Annotated in this window: 10 protein-coding genes and 1 pseudogene; 8 read left to right on the top strand and 3 right to left on the bottom strand. The window is 64.6% G+C overall.

The genetic code is table 11. From position 1 onward, the window contains the following. Positions 1-33 precede the first annotated feature (33 nt). The 6 genes from APH25_RS17225 to pdeM all read left to right on the top strand — a co-directional run bounded on the left by APH25_RS17225 (position 34) and on the right by pdeM (position 9,732). Positions 34-2,475 carry a penicillin acylase family protein gene (locus APH25_RS17225; RefSeq protein WP_060482775.1) on the top strand — a complete coding sequence of 814 codons (2,442 nt, stop codon included), beginning with the start codon at positions 34-36 and terminating at the stop codon, positions 2,473-2,475. A gap of 109 nt (positions 2,476-2,584) precedes the next feature. Continuing rightward, positions 2,585-3,601: a ligase-associated DNA damage response exonuclease gene (locus APH25_RS17220; RefSeq protein ID WP_060482774.1), complete on the top strand. Its 1,017-nt coding sequence runs from the start codon at positions 2,585-2,587 to the stop codon at positions 3,599-3,601. After that, positions 3,598-5,256, top strand: a complete 1,659-nt coding sequence (locus APH25_RS17215) for an ATP-dependent DNA ligase (RefSeq protein WP_060482773.1) — start codon at positions 3,598-3,600, stop codon at positions 5,254-5,256. The genes APH25_RS17220 and APH25_RS17215 overlap by 4 nt, the downstream gene beginning before the upstream one ends. A 118-nt stretch (positions 5,257-5,374) precedes the next feature. Continuing rightward, positions 5,375-6,490, top strand: a complete 1,116-nt coding sequence (locus tag APH25_RS17210; RefSeq protein WP_060482772.1) for a succinylglutamate desuccinylase/aspartoacylase family protein — start codon at positions 5,375-5,377, stop codon at positions 6,488-6,490. Between the two features lie 67 nt (positions 6,491-6,557). Beyond that, entirely contained in the window at positions 6,558-9,002 is a 2,445-nt protein-coding gene (locus tag APH25_RS17205; RefSeq protein ID WP_028633230.1) for a ligase-associated DNA damage response DEXH box helicase, read from the top strand. Between the two features lie 76 nt (positions 9,003-9,078). Continuing rightward, complete coding sequence (gene pdeM, locus APH25_RS17200) at positions 9,079-9,732, top strand: ligase-associated DNA damage response endonuclease PdeM (protein WP_028633231.1); 654 nt, start codon at positions 9,079-9,081, stop codon at positions 9,730-9,732. Positions 9,733-9,738: 6 nt separating this feature from the next. Here pdeM and APH25_RS17195 read toward each other — a convergent pair whose 3' ends face one another. Together APH25_RS17195 and dcd are read right to left on the bottom strand one after the other, a co-directional pair. Beyond that, the gene (locus APH25_RS17195) at positions 9,739-9,966 is read right to left on the bottom strand and encodes a hypothetical protein (RefSeq protein ID WP_028633232.1); all 228 of its coding nucleotides are present in this window, start codon (positions 9,964-9,966) and stop codon (positions 9,739-9,741) included. A gap of 96 nt (positions 9,967-10,062) precedes the next feature. Further along, the gene (dcd, locus tag APH25_RS17190; RefSeq protein ID WP_028633233.1) at positions 10,063-10,629 is read right to left on the bottom strand and encodes a dCTP deaminase; all 567 of its coding nucleotides are present in this window, start codon (positions 10,627-10,629) and stop codon (positions 10,063-10,065) included. A 339-nt stretch (positions 10,630-10,968) separates the two neighbouring features. Between dcd and APH25_RS17185 the strand changes: the two genes are divergently transcribed. Then, positions 10,969-11,178 (top strand): cold-shock protein, encoded by a 210-nt coding sequence (locus tag APH25_RS17185; RefSeq protein WP_003254922.1) that lies wholly within the window; start codon positions 10,969-10,971, stop codon positions 11,176-11,178. A gap of 100 nt (positions 11,179-11,278) precedes the next feature. On the opposite strand, the gene apbC is transcribed toward APH25_RS17185, so the two are convergent. Continuing rightward, positions 11,279-12,373, bottom strand: a complete 1,095-nt coding sequence (apbC, locus tag APH25_RS17180) for an iron-sulfur cluster carrier protein ApbC (protein WP_060482771.1) — start codon at positions 12,371-12,373, stop codon at positions 11,279-11,281. A 158-nt stretch (positions 12,374-12,531) separates the two neighbouring features. Between apbC and metG the strand changes: the two are divergent. Then, positions 12,532-14,570, top strand: a pseudogene (gene metG / locus APH25_RS17175) (methionine--tRNA ligase). Positions 14,571-14,587: the final 17 nt, after the last annotated feature.

Here is a 14,587-nt window from a genome sequence, read left to right as displayed (position 1 = left end):
CCAAACCCGCAATGCCTTGCAGGAGCCCTTGCCATGGCCGCCCCCGCCTTCCCCCCTTTCCGCCTGCGCTTCGCAACGGCTTTGACGCTGCTCGGCACCCTGGGCCTGGCCGGTTGCCAGACCGGCGCCCAGCAAGGCAGCGTGCCATCGGCCACGGGCGTGCAACCGCTCAAGGGCCTGGCGCAGAACGTCTCGGTACGGCGCAACCCCATGGGCGCGGCGCTGATTGAAAGCAGCAGCTTCCACGACGCCTTGTTCAGCCTGGGTTACGTGCATGCCGGTGACCGGATCGAGCAGATGGTTGCCATGCGCCTGTTAGCCCAAGGGCGGCTGGCTGAACTTGCCGGTGCGGACGCGCTGGACATCGACCGCCTGATGCGGGCGGCCAACCTCAAGCAGAGCGCGGCCCAGCAATACGCCGACGCTTCGCCGCGCCTGAAGCGGTTTTTCGAGGTGTATGCGCGGGGGGTAAACGCCTACCTGTTCCGCTATCGCGACAAGCTGCCCGCTGGCCTGGCCGACAGTGGCTACCGCCCGGAGTACTGGAAGCCTGAGGATTCGGCGCTGATTTTCAGCCTGTACGCATTCAGCCAGTCGGTGAACCTGCAAGAAGAGCTCAGCGCCTTGACGTTGGCGCAAAAAGTGGGCAGCGACAACGTGGCCTGGCTGCTGCCCGGCGCACCCGACGAACCCCTGGCCACCGGGGAAACCGACAAGCTCAAGGGCCTCAACCTGGCCAGCCAGCTGCCCGGCCTGCAAGCCCTGGCGGCGGCCAGCCAGAAGCTGGCGGACCTGGACCTGCTCGGCAGCCCGGGTTCGGCCAACCTGGCCATCGGCCCGCAACACAGCCGCAGCGGCAAGAGCCTGCTGGCCAGTGACAGCCGTGCCATCTGGGCCCTGAGCCCGGTCCAGATCCAAACCGGCAAGTACCAGGTGGCAGGCTTGTCGCTGCCCGGCCTGCCCATCGTGCTGTCGGGTTACAACGGCCAACTGGCCTGGAGCAGCAGCGCGGTGATGGCTGACAACCAGGACCTGTTCCTCGAGCAATTGCGCCGCCAGGGCAACCAGCTCAGCTACCTGGCCGATGGCAAGTGGCTGCCCGCCCGCGCCCGCACCGAAACATTCCTGGTGCGCGGCCAGCGCCCTCAACGCGAAGTGATGTACGAAACCCGCCACGGCACCCTGCTGGCCCAACCGCCCGGCGCCAGCCTTGGCCTTGCCCTGAACCTGCCGCAATCCAAGGGTGATCGCAGCCTGGATGCGCTGTTCGACCTGACCCGTGCCAAGACCGTGGAGCGTGCCTTCGACAGTACACGCGAGGTCACGGCGGCTGCGCTGAATTTCGTGTTCGCCGAGCCCGGCCATATCGCCTGGCAAGTCAGCGGGCGTTACCCCAACCGCCGCGAAGGCCAGGGCCTGCTGCCCTCGCCGGGCTGGGACGGGCGCTACGACTGGGACGGCTATGCCGATACCATGCTGCACCCCTACGACCAGGACCCGACCGCCGGCTGGATCGGCCATGCCAACCAGCGCAGCCTGCCCAAAGGCTACGGCATGCAGCTGTCCAGCACCTGGTACTACCCGGAACGGGCCGAGCGCCTGGGCCAACTGGCGGGCAACGGCCGCCACGACAGCCGCAGCCTGATGGCCCTGCAGAACGACCAGGTGACCTTGTTGGCCGGCAAACTCAAGCAGATGTTCGAAGCCCCCGGCATGGCCCAGCCCCTGAAACAGGCCATCGACGCCCTGCCCGCCGCACAGCGTGACAAGGCACGCGATGCGCTGGCCCGGCTCAAGGCCTTCGACGAGCGCATGAGCCCGGTGTCCGCCGATGCGGCGCTGTATGCGCTGTTCCTGCAGGCATTTGCCCGTGAAACCTTCCTGGACGAACTGGGGCCAGAGTCCGGCGCTGCCTGGCAAGCCTTTGTCAGCAATGCCCGCCTGTCGTACTCGGCCCAGGCCGACCACTTGCTTGGCCGCGATGACAGCCCATTCTGGGACGACCGCACCACGCCACAGAAAGAAGACAAACCCACCATCCTTGCCCGCAGCCTCGCGGCGGCGGTGGATGCAGGCACCGCGCAACTGGGCGCAGACCGCCGCGCCTGGCAGTGGGGCAAGCTGCACCAGTACCGCTGGCCTGCGCCTGCCTACCATGGCCTGGGGGATGCCATCAGCCGCCCACCACAAGCCGCCGGTGGCGACTTCAGCACCCTGGCGCTGACCCCGTACGCTTGGGGCAGCGGTTTCGACACCCACCTGCCCGCTTCAGCGCGCATGGTGGTCGACTTCGGCCAGGCCGAACCCCTCCAGGTACTGACCAGCAGCGGGCAGTCTGGCAACCCGGCCAGCGCCCATTACAGTGACGGCCTGGACGCCTGGTTCAAGGGGCGCTTCATGGTGTTGCCGCTGCAGCAGCAGAACTTCGCCCGGGCCTACGGCAACCAGCGCCTCACCTTGGTGCCGGGCAAATAAGCGGTACGGCGCGCGTGCGGGCTGTGCAGCGGGGGCGGTGATACCACCGGTCGAACTTCCCTTCGCTGCCGTGGCTCCTAACTGGTAACTCCCAACCAGCGTACGTGCCATGGACCTTGTCATTGCCCGCCCAGAAGGCCTGTATTGCCCGCCCGGTGATTTCTATATCGACCCGTGGCGGCCGGTGGACAGAGCCGTCATCACCCATGGCCATGGCGACCATTCCCGCTCCGGCAACCTCCACTACCTTACCGCCGAACCTGGCGCCGGCATTCTGCGAAGCCGCCTGGGCAAGGACATCAACCTGCAGACCCTGCCCTACGGCGAACGCCTGCTACACCACGGCGTAACCCTGAGCCTGCACCCGGCAGGGCATGTGCTGGGGTCGGCGCAGGTACGCCTGGAGTACCAGGGCGAGGTATGGGTAGCGTCCGGTGACTACAAGGTCGAACCCGACGGCACCTGCACGCCGTTCGAGCCGGTGCGTTGCCATACCTTCATCACCGAGTCCACCTTTGGCCTGCCCATCTACCGCTGGCCCACCCAGGCCGATATCTTTGCCGGCATCAATACCTGGTGGCGGGCCAACAGCGAACAGGGCAAGGCCAGTGTGTTGTTCTGCTATGCCTTCGGCAAAGCCCAACGGATTCTCCATGGGCTAGACCCCAGCATCGGCCCTATCCTGGTGCACGGCGCCGTCGAGCCGCTCAACCGCGTGTACCGCGAAGCCGGCGTGTACCTGCCCGAAACCCGCTACGCCGGTGACATTGCGCGCAACGACCCGTTGCTGCGCAAAGCGCTGGTGCTGGCCCCCCCTTCAGCCGGGGGCAGCAGCTGGATGCGCCGTTTCGGCGACTACAGCGATGCCTTTGCCAGTGGCTGGATGCTGCTGCGGGGCACACGGCGCCGGCGCGGCGTCGACCGCGGCTTCGTGTTGTCTGACCATGCCGACTGGCCAGGGCTGCTGTGGGCCATCGGGCAGACAGGGGCCGAGCGGGTGATGGTGACCCACGGCTCGGTCAGCGTGCTGGTGCGCTACCTGATGGAACAGGGCCTGGACGCCCGCGCCTTCGTCACCGAGTACGGCGAGGAAGACGATGCAGCCACCACGGAGACCGGCACATGAAAGCGTTCGCCGAACTGTATCTGCGCCTGGACAGCACCACCTCGAGCAATGCCAAGCTCGAGGCCTTGCGGGGCTATTTCGCCACCGCACCCGCCGAGGATGCCGCCTGGGCTGTGTATTTTCTGGCAGGCGGCCGGCCGCGTCAGCTGGTGCCCACCCGGGTGCTGCGCGAGCTGGCCAGGGCCTTGGCCGGGTTGCCTGACTGGCTGTTCGAAGAAAGCTACCAGGCAGTGGGCGACCTTGCCGAAACCATCTCCCTGCTATTGCCAGAAAGCCACCAGCAAGACCAGGAAGGCCTGGCTCACTGGGTTGAAAACCACCTGCTGCCATTGCGCGGCCTGCCACCTGAAGACATCCAGCAGCGCCTGCCGCCGCTCTGGGCACGCCTGGACCGCCCCAGCCTGATGCTGTGCCTGAAGCTCATTACGGGCAGTTTTCGTGTGGGCGTCTCGAAGCTGCTGGTCACCCGTGCCCTGGCGCAACTGGCGGAGCTGGATGCCAAACGGGTGGCCCAGCGGCTGGTAGGCTACACCGACATCAGCCACCGCCCGACCGCTGCCAGCTACCAGCAGTTGATTGCCCCCGAGTCTGCCGACGAGCACAGCCAGCGCGGTGGCCAGCCGTATCCGTTCTTCCTGGCGCACCCGCTGCAAGCCCCTACCGAGCAGTTCGAGGCGCTGCTCGGGCCGCCAGGCGACTGGCAGATCGAGTGGAAGTGGGACGGTATCCGCGCCCAAGTGGTCAAGCGTGACGGCCAGCTGTGGGTGTGGTCGCGGGGCGAGGAACTGGTCACCGAGCGCTTCCCCGAACTGCAAAGCCTGGCACAGACCCTGCCCGACGGTGTGGTGCTCGATGGCGAGATTCTGGTGTGGAAGCCCGGCACTACGGATGCCGACCTGGCGGTGCAACCCTTCGCCCTGTTGCAACAGCGGCTGGGCCGCAAGACGCTGGGCAAGAAGCTGCTGAGCGAGGCCCCGGTAGTGCTACAGGCCTACGACCTGCTGGAATGGCAAGGCGAAGACTGGCGCAGCCGCCCGCAGCATGAACGGCGCAAGCAGCTGGAAAACGTGCTGGAGGCCTGCCCACTGGCCCCGGTGCTGCTTTCGCCACTGCTTGAGGGCCCTGACTGGGCCGACCTCGCCCGCCAGCGCGAGCAGTCGCGCAGCCTGGGGGTCGAGGGGCTGATGCTCAAGCAGCGTGAAGCCCTGTATGGCGTGGGCCGCACCAAGGACATGGGCACCTGGTGGAAATGGAAGATCGACCCTTTCAGCGTGGATGCCGTGCTGATCTATGCCCAGCGCGGCCATGGCCGCCGGGCAAGCCTTTACAGCGACTACACCTTCGCCGTCTGGGATGCCCCGGCCGGCACACCCGGCCGTAGCCTGATCCCCTTCGCCAAGGCCTACTCGGGCCTTACCGACGAAGAAATGCGCAAGGTCGACGCGATCGTGCGCAAGACTACCCAGGAAACCTTCGGCCCGGTACGCAGCGTCACCCCAACCCTGGTATTCGAGCTGGGTTTTGAGGGGATCGCCTTGTCCAAGCGCCATAAAAGCGGTATTGCCGTGCGCTTCCCGCGCATGCTGCGCTGGCGCCAGGACAAGCCCGTGGACGAAGCGGATGACCTGGCCACCCTGCAAGCCTTGTTGGTCTGAACCGCCGCGTCTGCGCTACGCGTCGCGTAAAACCGATAAGCACATGCCGTGAAACTGTGCTTCTATCTGTAAGCCGACCCGTGTCGCAGCACGTTCTCGCCATGCACTCAGGACCAACATGCACCACTCTACCCACGACTTGCTCTCACCCGTTCCGGGTATCACTCGCCAGATCCACAGCTTCCATTTCGGCCCCCGCGGTGGGCGCAAGGTGTATATACAGGCCTCGCTCCACGCCGATGAATTACCCGGCATGCTGGTGGCGTGGCACCTCAAGCAGCGCCTTGTGGAACTGGAACAGCAAGGCCGCCTGCAGTGCGAAATCATCCTGGTGCCGGTGGCCAACCCGGTAGGCCTTGAACAGGTGCTGCTGGACGCCCCCTTGGGGCGCTTCGAGCTGCAGAGCGGGCAGAACTTCAACCGCAATTTCGTCGACCTGTCCGACAGCATCGGTGACCAGATCGAAGCGCACCTGAACCAGGACCCGGCGCACAACACTGCACTGATACGCGAGTACCTGCGCCGTGGCCTGGACGTTCACCCCGCGCATACACCTCTGCAGGCCCAGCGGCTTATCCTGCAGCGCCTGGCCTGCGATGCCGAGCTGGTCATCGACCTGCACTGCGATTTCGAAGCCGTCGAACACCTGTACACCACGCCGGATGCCTGGCCGCAGATTGAGCCGCTTGCCCGCTACCTGGGCACCCAGGCCAGCTTGCTGGCCACCGACTCGGGCGGGCAGTCGTTCGACGAGTGCTTCAGCCTGGTGTGGTGGCAACTGCAGCAACGCTTCGGCAAGCGCTTCCCAATCGCGCTGGGGTGTTGCGCAGTGACCGTGGAGCTGCGCGGCCAGGCCGACGTCAGCCACGACCTGGCGCGTCAGGATGCCCAGGCGATCCTTAACTACCTCACCCATGCAGCCGTGATCGAAGGGGCCGCTCCCGCCCTGCCTGCCCTGCCCAGGCCTGCCACGCCGCTGGCAGCGGTGGAGCCGGTTACCGCTGCACTGGGCGGGTTGCTGGTGTACCACGCCAAACCAGGCGATTACCTGGCAGCTGACCAGTTGATTGCCGAGGTGATCGACCCGCTCAGCGACCGGGTAACCGCGCTGCGTAATACCCAGCCGGGGCTGATGTATGCGCGCAGCACTCGGCGCATGGCTACCGCCGGTATGGTCATCGCCCATGTGGCCGGTGAGCAGGTATGCCGCAGCGGCTACCTGCTGGGTAACTGACCGGGTAAAACCAATGCACCTTGCGGGTGGTCTGTAGAAACACAGCCTTCGAGGGGCCACCTGTACGATGCCCGCCACCACCGATCTTGCCAACGCCTGGTTTGCCCAACGCGGCTGGAAGCCGTTCGCGTTCCAGCGGCGGGTCTGGGCCGCCGTCGAGCGGGGCGAATCGGGGCTGCTCCATGCCAACACGGGCGCGGGCAAGACGTACGCCGTGTGGCTGGCCGCACTGCGGGCGTTCAAAGCCCAGGGCCAGGGGCGCCATGCTGCACCGTTGCAGGTGATCTGGGTCACCCCCATGCGGGCCCTGGCGGCAGACACCGCCCGCGCCCTGCAGGCGCCCCTGGATGAAATGGGCCTGCCTTGGAGCGTAGGCGTGCGTAGCGGCGACACGGGCAGTGCCGAGCGCGCCCGCCAAGCCCGGCGTATGCCCAGTGTGCTGGTGACCACCCCCGAGAGCCTGACACTGCTGCTGACCCGCGCGCAGGCCAGCGCCGACTTCGCCACCCTGCGCATGGTGGTGGTGGACGAATGGCATGAGCTGCTGGGCAACAAGCGCGGTGTGCAGTTGCAACTGGCCTTGGCGCGCCTGCGTCACTGGCACCCTGGGCTGCCCACCTGGGGGCTGTCGGCCACCCTGGGCAACCTGCAGCACGCGCTGGATGTGCTGCTGCCCCAGGGCGGCCAGCTGGTACGCGGGCGCCAGGACAAGGCCTTGCTGGTCGATACCCTGCTGCCCGCCTCGATCGAGCGCTTTCCGTGGGCCGGGCACATGGGCCTGAAGATGCTCGGCCAAGTGGCCGAGGAGATCGACACCAGCAGCAGTTGCCTGGTGTTCACCAATACCCGTGCACAGGCCGAAATCTGGTACCAGGCCCTGCTCGAATTGCGCCCCGACTGGGCCGGCCTGATCGCCCTGCACCACGCCAGCATGGCCCGTGAAACCCGCGACTGGGTAGAACGCAGCCTCAAGCAGGGTGGCCTGAAAGCGGTGATCTGCACGTCCAGCCTGGACCTGGGGGTGGATTTTCTGCCGGTCGAGCGGGTGCTGCAAATCGGCTCGGCCAAAGGCATTGCCCGCCTCATGCAACGGGCCGGGCGCTCGGGGCATGCGCCAGGGCGCCGTTCACGGATTACCCTGGTGCCCACCCATAGCCTGGAGCTGGTCGAAGCCGCCGCCGCTCGCCAGGCATTGGCCGAAGGCCATATCGAAGCCCGCCGTTCGCCGCGGTTGTGCATGGACGTTCTGGTGCAGCATTTGGTCAGCATGGCCCTGGGCAGTGGCTTCGATGCCCAGGCACTGTTGGCGGAAGTACGCAGTACCTGGGCGTTTGCCGAACTGCGTGACAGCCAGTGGCAGTGGGCACTGGACTTCGTCTGCCATGGCGGCAGCTCGCTCACGGCCTACCCTGATTATCAGCGGGTCGAAGCACAGCCAGACGGTGTGTACAAGGTTGCCAGCGAACGGCTGGCGCGTCGCCATCGCATGAGTATCGGCACCATCGTCAGCGATGCCAGCCTGCACCTCAAATACTGGAGCAAAGGCGGCGGTGGCAAGGGGCTGGGCAGCGTCGAGGAAGCCTTCATTGCACGCTTGCGGCCAGGTGACACCTTCGTGTTCGCCGGGCGCGTGCTGGAACTGGTGCGCGTCGAGAACATGACAGCGTATGTACGGCGCAGCACGGCGCGCAAGGCTGCAGTGGCACGCTGGAATGGCGGGCGCATGCCGCTTTCGAGCGAGCTGGCCGACGCACTGGTGCAACAGCTGGATGCCGCCGCCCATGGCCGCTACGACGGCCCAGAGATGCGCGCAGTACGGCCATTGCTGGCGCTGCAAGCCCATTGGTCGTCATTGCCGACGTGTACAACGCTGCTGGCTGAGACGTTCAAATCCCGCCAGGGCTGGCACCTGTTCATGTACCCGTTCGCTGGTCGCATGGCCAACATGGGGCTGGCCAACCTGATCGCCTGGCGCGTGAGCCGTGAGCAGCCCTTGTCGGTGTCCATCGCCGTCAATGACTATGGCTTCGAGCTGCTCAGCCCCGGCCAGGTGGACTGGGCAACCTACCTGCCCCGCGCGCTCAGCCCGGAGCATCTGCTGGATGACGTACTGGCCAGCCTCAATGCCGGCGAAATGGCGCTGCGCCGCTTCCGCGAAATTGCCCAGATCTCTGGGCTGGTCTTCGGCGGGTACCCTGCAGCGCAGAAGAGCATGCGCCAGATACAGGCCTCCAGTGGGCTGTTTTACGAAGTATTTCGCAAGCACGACGCGGGCAACCTGCTGCTGGGGCAAGCGCGTGACGAGGTGCTCAATGAGGAACTGGAAATCGAGCGGCTGAATCGCCAGTTGTTGAAGATGGCAGGCCTGAAGCTGGACCTGCAGGTACTGAAACGCACCGGGCCGCTGGCCTTCGCGTTGCTGGTGGAAGGCATGCGCGAAACCCTTTCTACCGAAAAGCTGGCGGACCGCATCGCGCGGATGGTCGCCGAACTGGAGAGTGCAGCAGGTTGAGGCAATTGACGAATATCACGCGGTGTCGGGTTCTACGGTCTGTGACGTACACGGGCCGGCGGCCAAGGAGGCGGCCATGACCACCCATTGTGCAATCGAGTTGTGCGGCCAGAAACTTTGGTTGCTGCCGGACAAGGCGATTTACTGGCCCGCCCGCCGGGCGCTGTTGGTAGCCGACGTGCATATCGGCAAGGCCGCCAGTTATCGCGCCCTGCACCAACCCGTGCCACGGGGCACCACCCAGGCCACCCTGGCCAGGCTCGATACCTTGCTGGCTGAGCATGAATGCGAGCTGCTCATCGTGTTAGGGGACTTTCTGCATGCGCGTACGGCGCGCGCGCCTGCCACGCTGGCGCTGGTGCAGGCGTGGCGAGAACGCCATCCACAGCTAAGCATCGTGCTGATCCGCGGCAACCACGACCGCCATGCTGGGGACCCACCCGTTTCACTGGGGATCGATGTGGTTGATGAGCCTTGGATAATGGGGCCCTTTGCGCTGCAACACGAGCCCGAAGCGCACCCTACGCATACCGTGCTGGCAGGCCACGTGCACCCCGCATTCGTACTGCGTGGCAAAGCGCGCCAGCGCCTGCGCCTGCCCTGTTTCGTGATCGACAACGAGGTGTGCCTGCTGCCGGCCTTCGGCGAGTTTACCGGGGGCTGGGAAATTGAGCCTACCCAGGCCAGCCGTATTTATCTGGCTGGCGCAGGGCGCGTCTGGCCGCTGTAGCAGCCGTCAGGCCACGGGGGCGGGTGGCGCCTCATCCGGCAAGGTTGGCTCGCCGGGTTCCATGGGCGGCGTATCGCCAGGCTGACCCGGCTGGGGTGTATCCGGGTCGGGCTGACCCGGCACGCCCCCGGCATGCATGGGCAAGGGCTGAGCCAGCAGCGACCACGACAGCAATCCGATGTGATTGGGCTGCAGGCCTGCCAGCTTTGCACTGATGGTGGGATGGAGTTTCATTGGCACCTCCTGACATCAGCCGATAAGCGTCATGCATACCGGCACGGTTACAGGTTGGAGTGCCAAAGGCGCGTGAAATTCCCCGCGCCGGTCGGGTCAGGTGCGCGGCAGTGTCACACCGCGCTGGCCCTGGTACTTGCCGCCGCGGTCTTTGTAGGACACTTCGCACTCTTCGTCCGACTGCAGGAACAGCATCTGGGCCACGCCTTCGTTGGCGTAGATCTTCGCCGGGAGCGTGGTGGTGTTGGAGAACTCCAGGGTCACGTGGCCTTCCCACTCGGGTTCGAGCGGCGTCACGTTGACGATGATGCCGCACCGGGCATAGGTGCTCTTGCCCAGGCAGATGGTCAGCACGTCGCGGGGGATGCGGAAGTACTCCACGGTGCGGGCCAGGGCGAACGAGTTGGGGGGGATGATGCACACGTCGCTCTTGATGTCGACGAAGCTGCCCTCATCGAAATTCTTCGGGTCGACGGTGGCCGAGTTGATGTTGGTGAACACCTTGAATTCGTCGGCGCAGCGAACGTCGTAGCCGTAGCTGGACACGCCGAAGGAGATGACCCGGCTGTCTTGCTCACCGCGGACCTGGCGTTCGACGAACGGCTCGATCATGCCGTGTTCCTGCGCCATGCGGCGAATCCACTTGTCCGATTTGATGCTCATGGCGGGCTGTCCTGAAAGAAGGTGCAAGGTAAAAATACAGACGCGCATCTTACCGGTCCTGGCCCGGTCTTCAAAGTTTCATCCGTATCAGGGCTGCAATCCACGCAGGCCGGGGCTTGCAGCTGCCACCGATCTGAATTTGGGTAAAGCCGCTTCTGACCATTGGCAGGTTGCAGAAAGTGGGGTAAGGTGGCGCCACTGTGCTGCACGTGACACCGAGAATCTCTAGTTTGATGCACGATCCTGATCGGCCCATCGCTGAATTTTCTGCTCTCTTTGCGCTCAGTCCCGGGCAGGGTTTTTCCTGACCGTAATCAAATTGTCCAAGGAGACAGAAAAATGTCCAACCGTCAATCCGGTGTTGTCAAGTGGTTCAACGATGAGAAAGGCTACGGCTTCATCACCCCTCAGTCGGGCGACGACCTGTTCGTGCACTTCAAAGCCATCCAAGCTGACGGCTTCAAAACCCTGAAAGAAGGCCAGGCTGTTACTTTCGTCGCTACCCGCGGCCAGAAAGGCATGCAGGCTGAAGAAGTTCAGATCGCCTAAGTCGATCTAGCTTCCCGGCTTTCAAAAAAACCCGCCTCATGGCGGGTTTTTTCATGCCTGGCATTTGAGGGTGTGGCGCCGCTGGCGCGGCGCAGGTGGCTCAGTCGTCGCTAACGGTGATGCTCGGCATGGCAGGGGCTGTGGCTTCACGCAGCACGATGCGCGCACCCACCTGCCGGGCCAGTTCCTGGTAGATCATGGCGATCTGGCTGTCCGGCTCGGCAATCGCCGTCGGCTTGCCGTTGTCAGCCTGCTCGCGAATCAGCATCGACAAGGGCAACGAAGCCAGCAGGTCGACGCCGTACTGGGCTGCCAGTTTTTCACCGCCGCCCTCACCGAACAGGTGCTCGGCATGGCCACAGTTCGAGCAGATGTGCACAGCCATGTTCTCGACCACACCCAGCACCGGGATGTTGACCTTGCGGAACATCTCCACACCTTTACGCGCATCCAGCAGTGCCAGGTCCTGCGGGGTAGTGACGATCACCGAACCTGCCACCGGCACCTTCTGCGCCAGCGTCAGCTGAATGTCGCCGGTGCCCGGTGGCATGTCGATGACCAGGTAGTCCAGGTCGTCCCAGGCGGTCTGCGTGACCAGTTGCAACAGCGCGCCCGACACCATCGGGCCACGCCACACCATGGGCGTGTTGTCATCGGTCAGGAAGGCCATGGACATCACTTCGACGCCATGGGCCTTGATCGGCACGAACCACTTCTGCTCGCGAATCTGTGGGCGGGTGCCCTCGGCGATGCCGAACATCACACCCTGGCTGGGGCCGTAGATATCGGCATCCAGAATACCCACGCGCGCGCCTTCGCGGGCCAGCGCCAAGGCAAGGTTGGCCGCTGTGGTGGACTTGCCCACCCCCCCCTTGCCCGACGCAACGGCAATGATGTTCTTGACGTTGGCCATCGCGGGCACCTGGGCCTGGCCCTTGTGCGGGGCGATCACGCAATCGATGGCAACCTGGGCGCCGGCAACCCCCTCAAGGTTGCCGATGGCGGTCTGCAGCACCTGAGCCCAGCCCTGCTTGAACAGCCCGGCGGCGTAGCCCAGTTGCAACTGCACGTTGACCTGCCCGCCGTCGATCTCGATGGCACGCACACAGCCGGCGCTGACCGGGTCCTGGTTGAGGTAGGGGTCGGTGTACTGGCGAAGCACGCCTTCGACGGCGGCGCGGGTGACGGCACTCATGAACACTCCCATTGGCAAACTGAATGTAAAACAGGCGCCTATCCTAACCCGTCAATCGTCAACAGATGCGTGCGCGGGGTGAAATATCTTCGCCAGCCCTTTATAGTGGCCGATCATCCTCATTTTCACCCCGTCGCCAGGAAAGTAGCCGAGCCACCATGTCCGAGCCACGTCAGATTCTCGTCACCAGCGCCTTGCCCTATGCCAATGGATCGATCCACCTTGGCCATATGCTCGAGTACATCCAGACAGACATGTGGGTTCGCTTCCAGAAAATGCGCGGCAACCAGTGCATCTACGTCTGCGCTGACGATGCCCACGGCTCGGCAATCATGCTGCGTGCCGAAAAGGAAGGCATTACCCCGGAGCAGTTGATCGCCAATGTGCAGGCCGAGCACAGCGCCGATTTTGCCGACTTCCTGGTGGATTTCGACAACTTCCACTCGACCCACAGCGAAGAGAATCGCGAGCTGTCGAGCCTGATCTACACCCGCCTGCGCGAAGCCGGTCACATTGCCACCCGTTCGGTGACCCAGTACTTCGACCCAGAAAAAGGCATGTTCCTGGCCGACCGCTTCATCAAGGGCACCTGCCCCAAATGTGCGGCCGAGGACCAGTACGGCGACAACTGTGAAAAGTGCGGCGCTACCTATGCGCCTACCGAACTGAAAGACCCTAAATCTGCTATTTCCGGGGCCACCCCGGTGCTGCGCGATTCCCAGCATTTCTTCTTCAAGCTGCCTGATTTCCAGGCCATGCTGCAGCAGTGGACCCGCAGCGGCACACTGCAGGACGCCGTCGCCAACAAACTGGCCGAGTGGCTGGATGCCGGCTTGCAGGAGTGGGATATCTCCCGTGACGCGCCGTATTTCGGCTTCGAGATCCCAGGGGAGCCAGGCAAGTACTTCTACGTGTGGCTGGACGCACCGATCGGCTACATGGCCAGCTTCAAGAACCTGTGCGCCCGCCGCCCGGAGCTGGATTTCGACGCGTTCTGGAGCCAGGGCTCCAAGGCCGAGCTGTACCACTTCATCGGCAAGGACATCGTCAACTTCCACGCCCTGTTCTGGCCAGCCATGCTTGAGGGTGCGGGCCTGCGCAAGCCCACGGCAGTGAACGTGCATGGCTACCTCACCGTCAACGGCGCCAAGATGTCCAAGTCGCGCGGTACCTTCATCAAGGCCCGTACCTACCTCGATCACCTGCAGCCCGAGTACCTGCGCTACTACTACGCAGCCAAGCTGGGCCGTGGCGTCGACGACCTGGACCTCAACCTCGAAGACTTCGTGCAGAAGGTGAACTCCGACCTGGTGGGCAAGGTGGTCAACATTGCCAGCCGCTGCGCCGGGTTCATTCACAAAGGCAACGCCGGTGTGATGGTGGCCGGCGATGCGGCGCCCGAGCTCACGCAGGCCTTCCTGGCGGCAGCCCCGTCCATCGCCGAAGCCTACGAGGGCCGCGACTTCGGCCGCGCCATGCGCGAAATCATGGCCCTGGCCGACCGCGCCAACGCCTGGATCGCCGACAAGGCCCCCTGGTCGCTGGCCAAGCAGGAAGGCAAGCAGGACGAAGTGCAGGCTATTTGCGCCCAGGGCGTGAACCTGTTCCGCCAGCTGGTGATTTTCCTGAAACCGGTACTGCCGGTGCTGGCGGCGGACGCCGAGGCCTTCCTCAACGTGCCACCTCTGGCCTGGGGCGACCATGCCACGCGCCTGGAAAACCACACACTGAACCCGTTCAAGGCGCTGATGAGCCGCATCGAACCTGCCAAGGTCGAAGCCATGGTCGCAGCCAGCAAGGAAGACCTGCTGGCCGCCGAGGCCAAGGTTACGGTCGGTAATGGCGAGCTGGCCAAGGACCCGTTGCCGCCGAGATCGAATTCGATACCTTTGCCGCCGTCGACCTGCGCGTGGCGCTCATCGTCAAAGCCGAGGCGGTTGCCGGCGCCGACAAGCTGCTGCAACTGACCCTGGATATCGGCGACGAGCGCCGCAACGTGTTCTCGGGTATCAAGTCGGCTTACCCAGACCCGTCCAAGCTCGAAGGCCGCCTGACCATGATGGTGGCCAACCTCAAACCCCGCAAAATGCGCTTTGGGGTGTCTGAAGGCATGGTCATGGCTGCCGGCCCTGGCGGTGAAGAGATCTACCTGCTGAGCCCCGACAGCGGCGCCAAGCCAGGCCAGCGCATCAAGTAACTGTCGACCGGGGCCGC

Origin of the sequence: Pseudomonas sp. NBRC 111119, from assembly GCF_001320125.1 — a bacterium.
In the GTDB taxonomy this organism is placed as follows: Bacteria; Pseudomonadota; Gammaproteobacteria; order Pseudomonadales; family Pseudomonadaceae; genus Aquipseudomonas; species Aquipseudomonas parafulva.
The sequence above is the reverse complement of the archived record's forward strand: the minus strand, read 5'-3'. Positions and strand labels throughout refer to the sequence as shown.